Annotated in this window: 3 protein-coding genes; all 3 read left to right on the top strand. The window is 70.4% G+C overall.

All coding sequences use genetic code 11. The features are described from left to right. The first annotated feature begins 19 nt into the window (after positions 1-19). The gene (locus ACFWFR_RS16705) at positions 20-1036 is read left to right on the top strand and encodes a magnesium and cobalt transport protein CorA (protein WP_056650144.1); all 1017 of its coding nucleotides are present in this window, start codon (positions 20-22) and stop codon (positions 1034-1036) included. 66 nt (positions 1037-1102) lie between these two features. After that, positions 1103-3556 (top strand): HAD-IC family P-type ATPase, encoded by a 2454-nt coding sequence (locus ACFWFR_RS16710; protein ID WP_377623727.1) that lies wholly within the window; start codon positions 1103-1105, stop codon positions 3554-3556. A gap of 213 nt (positions 3557-3769) precedes the next feature. Further along, on the top strand, positions 3770-5892 hold a 2123-nt coding region (gene acnA / locus ACFWFR_RS16715), incomplete at its 3' end, for an aconitate hydratase AcnA (RefSeq protein WP_377623728.1).

Genomic DNA, 5892 nt, shown 5'->3' on the forward strand with positions numbered 1-5892 from the left:
CCTGAGGAGGGCCACCAGCATGGGCATCGTCGACAACGCGGTCTACGTCGACGGGCGGCGCACGGCCAACCCGTCGAGCCTCGACGAGACGTTCGAGACCATGCGTGAGCGGCACGGGCTCGCATGGGTCGGTCTGTACCGGCCGAGCGAGGCCGAGATCCGCGCGGTCGCCGAGGAGCTCTCGCTGCACCACCTCGCGGTCGACGACGCGATCGCAGCCCATCAGCGCCCCAAGCTCGAGCGCTACGACGACAACCTCTTCGTGGTCCTGCGCCCGGCCCGCTATCTCGATGCCGAGGAGCGGGTCGAGTTCGGTGAGCTGCACGTCTTCGTGGGCCCAGACTTCGTCGTCACGGTCCGGCACGCCGAGTCGCCGGACGTGGGGGCCGTCCGCCGTCGGCTCGAGTCGACGCCCGAGCTCCTGCGGCTCGGTCCCGAGGCCATCCTCTACGCGGTGCTCGACCAGGTCGTCGACGAGTACGCCCCCGTGGTCGCGGGGCTGCAGAACGACATCGACGAGATCGAGGACCAGCTCTTCAGCGGGGACCCGGCCGTCTCTCGGCGCATCTACGAGCTCTCGCGCGAGGTCATCGCCTTCCAGCGGGCCACCCATCCCGTCGTGGGCATCCTCCAGTCGCTCGAGCGCGGCTCGGAGAAGTACGGCGTCGACATCGAGCTCCAGCGCAACCTGCGCGACGTGCTCGACCACTCGCTGCGCCTCGCCGAGCAGGCCGACTCGTTCCGGGTCCTCCTGCAGAACGCGCTCATGGTCCAGGCCACGCTCGTGGCCCAGCACCAGAACGAGGAGATGCGCCGACTGTCGGAGACGAGCCTCGCCCAGGGCGAGGAGGTCAAGAAGATCTCGTCCTGGGCGGCGATCCTCTTCGCACCCACGCTCGTCGGCACGATCTACGGCATGAACTTCGAGCGCATGCCCGAGCTCGGTTGGGGCCTCGGCTACCCGGCGGCGGTCGCGGCCATGGTCGCCATGGGGTTCGCGCTCTACCTGATCTTCAAGCGCCACAAGTGGCTCTGACCCGCTCCGGCGGGCTGCACCCCGCTCCGACAGGGCAGAACCGGCGCTGACGGGCACAATCGACGGGTGAGCACCTCTGCCGACGACGGCGCCCCCGCGACCGGACCCGACCGCCCACCGGGCGCTCCGTCGTCGGGCACCGCGACCGCCGGTCACCGCGGGCTGAGCGCCCAGGAGGTGGCAGCGCGCGTCGAGGCCGGGCAGACCAACCGCACCTCGCAGGCGACCTCGCGCTCGCTGAGCGCGATCCTGCGGTCCAACGTCTTCACGCTCTTCAACCTGATCCTCGCGATCGCCGTGACCCTCGTGCTCCTCACGGGCCGCTGGCCCGACGCGGTCTTCGGGTTCGTCGTGGTCATCAACGCGGGGATCGGGATCGTCACCGAGTACCGCGCCAAGCGGACCCTCGACCGGCTCTCGATCCTCACCGCCCCCTCGGCGCGCGTCGTGCGTGACGGGACCGAGCAGGAGGTCGCGCTCGACGAGGTGGTGCTCGACGACGTGATGCTCGTGAGCATCGGCGACCAGGTGCCGGCCGACGCCCAGGTCCTCGAGGCCACGGGGCTCGAGGTCGACGAGTCCATGCTCACGGGCGAGTCGCGCCCCGTGCACAAGGCGGTCGGCGACGAGGTGCTCTCGGGCTCGTCCGTGGTGGCGGGGCACGCGGTGTGCCGTGTGGTCCGGGTGGGCGAGGCCGGGTACGCGCAGCGCATCACGGCCGAGGCCAAGAAGTTCTCGGTCGTACGCTCGGAGCTGCGCGAGGGGGTCAACAAGATCCTCAAGGTCGTCTCGATCGGGATCGTGCCCATCTCGCTCCTGCTGTTCTGGAGCCAGCTCTACTACACGGGCGGCGTGCGCGAGTCGATCGCCGACGGGACGTGGCGCGACGGCGTGGTCGCGGCCGTGGCGGGCGTCGTCGGGATGATCCCCGAGGGGCTCGTGCTGCTGACCTCGCTCAACTTCGCCATCGCCGCGATGCTCCTCGCGCGCCAGGAGGTCCTGGTCCAGGAGCTGCCCGCGGTCGAGATCCTCGCGCGCGTCGACGTGCTGTGCCTCGACAAGACCGGCACCATCACCGACGGGCACGTGGCACTGGACGAGCTGCGCGCGCTCGCGCACGTCGAGGGCGCCCGGGAGGCGCTCGCGGCCGTCGCGGCCGACCCCGAGGGCAACGCGACGTCGCAGGCTCTCGCCGAGGGGCTCACGGACGTCGAGGGCGCAGCGGTGCTCGACTCGGTCCCGTTCTCCTCGGCCCGCAAGTGGAGCGCGCTGCGCACGGGCGCGGGCGCGTTCGTGCTGGGCGCCCCCGAGATCCTGCTCGCGGGGCGTGCGGACGCCCCCGCGACCGCGGCGCTCGCGGAGGTCCGCGAGGCTGCCGACACCGGCGCGCGCGTGGTCCTGCTCGCGCACGCCCCGTCCGGGCTCCCGGCGACCGAGGCGCCGCTCCCGGACGACCTGGTGCCCGCGCTGCTCGCGGTGCTGGGCGAGCGCATCCGCCCCGACGCGGCCCAGACCCTCGAGTACTTCCGCCGTCAGGGCGTCCGGGCCAAGGTCATCTCGGGCGACAACCCGGACACGGTCGCGGCCATCGCGACCAAGGTCGCGCTGCACGGCGACGGCGAACGGGTCGAGGGCTTCGACGCGCGCCGGCTCCCCGAGGACCCTGCCGAGCTCGCCGAGGTCGTCGACGCGCACGACGTCTACGGGCGCGTGACGCCCGAGCAGAAGCGCGCGATCGTGCACGCGCTCCAGTCGCGCGGCCACGTGGTCGGCATGACGGGCGACGGCGTCAACGACGCCCTGGCGCTCAAGGACGCCGACCTCGGGATCGCGATGGGCAACGGTGCCCCGGCGACCAAGGCCGTCGCCCGGGTCGTGCTGGTCGACGGGCGGTTCGCGACGCTGCCCGGCGTCCTGGGGCAGGGGCGGCGGGTCATGGCCAACATGGAGCGGGTCGCGAGCCTGTTCCTCGCGAAGACGACGTACGCGGCGATCCTCGCGGTGGCCGTGGTGCTGCTCGTGTGGCCCTACCCGTTCCTGCCGCGCCACATGACCATCGCCGGCTCGCTGACGATCGGCATCCCGGCGTTCTTCCTCGCGCTGCCGCCCAACAACCGGCGCTATGTCGCGGGCTTCCTGCGCCGGGTGCTGAGCTTCGCGATCCCCGCGGGGGTCGTGATCGGGGCGGTCATCCTGCTCGTCTACGGGTACCTGCGGCCGCTCGTGGGGACGGGCGACGCACGCTCGGCCTCGACGCTCGTGCTGATCGGCGTCTCGCTGTGGGTCGTGGGCATCCAGGCGAGGCCGCTCAACGGGTGGAAGCTTCTCCTGATCGCGGCGCTCGCGGCGTGCGCGGCGCTCGCCGTGGCGGTCCCGTGGGTCCGGGACTTCTTCGCGCTGCAGGTCCCGACGGCGCAGGAGGCCGTGGTCATCACCGTCGCCGTGCTCGTGGGCTGGGCCGCGATCGAGGCCGTGTACCGGTTCCTGGTCCCGTGGCTCCTGCGGTGGCACCGCGCGTGAATATCTTGACGTCAAGATAAATGCGGTATGCTGTGTGTCGGCGGCATTTCGGTGCGTCGCCCGGCCCGGCGTACGCTGGGCAAAGCCCCCAGAACCATCTTGATCGTCATCCGACGACCTGCCACGTCGGGCGTGCGACGTGGGCCACAGAGCCCGCGCGGTGCCCTAGGCGAGGTGGTCGTCACCCACCCTCGCCAGGTAGAAGGAGCAACCGTGAGCAGCGTCGACACGTTCGGGTCGAAGGGAACACTGGAGGTCGGTGAGAACTCGTACGAGATCTTCCGCCTCTCCGCGGTAGAAGGCGCCGAGCGCCTCCCGTACAGCTTGAAGATCCTCGCCGAGAACCTCCTGCGCACCGAGGACGGCGCGAACATCACCGCGGACCACGTGCGCGCGATCGCCGCCTGGGACCCGGACGCTCAGCCTGACACCGAGATCCAGTTCACGCCGGGTCGCGTCATCATGCAGGACTTCACGGGCGTCCCCTGCGTCGTCGACCTCGCGACCATGCGCGAGGCCGTCGCGGACCTCGGTGGCGACCCGTCGCGCATCAACCCGCTGGCTCCCGCCGAGATGGTCATCGACCACTCGGTGCAGATCGACGTCGCGGGTCGCCGTGACGCGTTCGAGCGCAACGTCGAGTTCGAGTACCAGCGCAACCACGAGCGTTACCAGTTCCTGCGCTGGGGCCAGACGGCGTTCGACGACTTCAAGGTCGTCCCCCCGGGCACCGGCATCGTCCACCAGGTCAACATCGAGTTCCTGGCGCGCACCATCATGACGCGCGAGGTCGGCGGTGTGCTCCGTGCGTACCCCGACACGTGCGTCGGCACCGACTCGCACACGACCATGGTCAACGGCCTGGGCGTGCTCGGCTGGGGCGTGGGCGGCATCGAGGCCGAGGCAGCGATGCTCGGCCAGCCCGTCTCGATGCTCATCCCGCGCGTCGTCGGCTTCAAGCTCAGCGGCCAGATCCCCTCGGGCGTCACGGCGACCGACGTGGTCCTCACGATCACGCAGATGCTGCGCCAGCACGGCGTCGTCGGCAAGTTCGTCGAGTTCTACGGCGCCGGTGTCGCGGCCGTGCCGCTGGCCAACCGCGCCACGATCGGCAACATGAGCCCCGAGTTCGGCTCGACCGCCGCGATCTTCCCGATCGACTCGGTCACGGTCGACTACCTGCGCCTGACGGGTCGTTCCGAGGAGCAGCTCGCGCTCGTCGAGGCCTACGCCAAGGAGCAGGGCCTCTGGCTCGACCCGACCGACCCGAGCTACGTCGAGCCGGTCTTCTCCGAGTACCTCGAGCTCGACCTCTCGACGGTCGTCCCCTCGATCGCCGGTCCCAAGCGTCCCCAGGACCGCATCGAGCTGTCGAACGCCAAGTCGGCTTTCGCCCGCGACCTGCCGACCTACGCCCCCGAGGTCGTCGACGTGGTCGACGAGGCCGAGAAGGAGTCCTTCCCGGCCTCCGACTCGCCCGCGATCCACGCCAACGGGCGCCGGACCGTCCCGGTCACGGACACCAACGGCAAGCAGTTCGACCTGTTCCACGGCGCGGTCGCGATCGCCTCGATCACGTCGTGCACCAACACGTCGAACCCGTCCGTGATGCTCGCCGCGGCGCTGCTCGCGAAGAAGGCCGTCGAGAAGGGCCTGGAGGCCAAGCCGTGGGTCAAGACCTCCATGGCACCGGGCTCGCAGGTCGTCACGAACTACTACGAGAAGGCGGGCCTGTGGCCCTACCTCGAGAAGCTCGGCTTCCACCTCGTGGGCTACGGCTGCGCGACCTGCATCGGTAACTCGGGCCCGCTCGACGAGAAGGTCTCCGAGGCCGTCAACGAGCACGACCTGTCGGTCGTCTCGGTGCTCTCGGGCAACCGCAACTTCGAGGGTCGCATCAACCCCGATGTCAAGATGAACTACCTGGCCTCCCCGCCGCTGGTCATCGCGTACGCCCTCGCGGGCACCATGGAGTTCGACTTCGAGCACGACCCGCTGGGACGCAACGAGGACGGCTCGCCGATCTTCCTGCGCGACATCTGGCCCACGCCGGAAGAGGTCCAGGCGACGATCGACTCCTCGATCGACCGTGCGATGTTCACCAAGGACTACGCGGACGTCTTCACGGGTGACGAGCGCTGGCGCGCCCTGTCGACCCCCGAGGGCAACACGTTCGAGTGGGACGAGCAGTCCACCTACGTCCGCAAGCCCCCGTACTTCGAGGGCATGTCGGCGCAGCCGTCGCCGGTCACCGACATCTCGGGTGCCCGCGTGCTGGCGAAGCTGGGCGACTCGGTCACGACCGACCACATCAGCCCTGCCGGGTCCATCAAGGC

Origin of the sequence: Oerskovia sp. NPDC060287 (genome assembly GCF_042726775.1) — a bacterium.
Lineage (GTDB): Bacteria > Actinomycetota > Actinomycetes > Actinomycetales > Cellulomonadaceae > Oerskovia > Oerskovia merdavium.

Excerpts from the sequence above, each read along its gene's own strand:
- ACFWFR_RS16705 (WP_056650144.1), top strand. The coding sequence starts at position 20 with ATGGGCATCGTCGACAACGCGGTCTACGTCGACGGGCGGCGCACGGCC.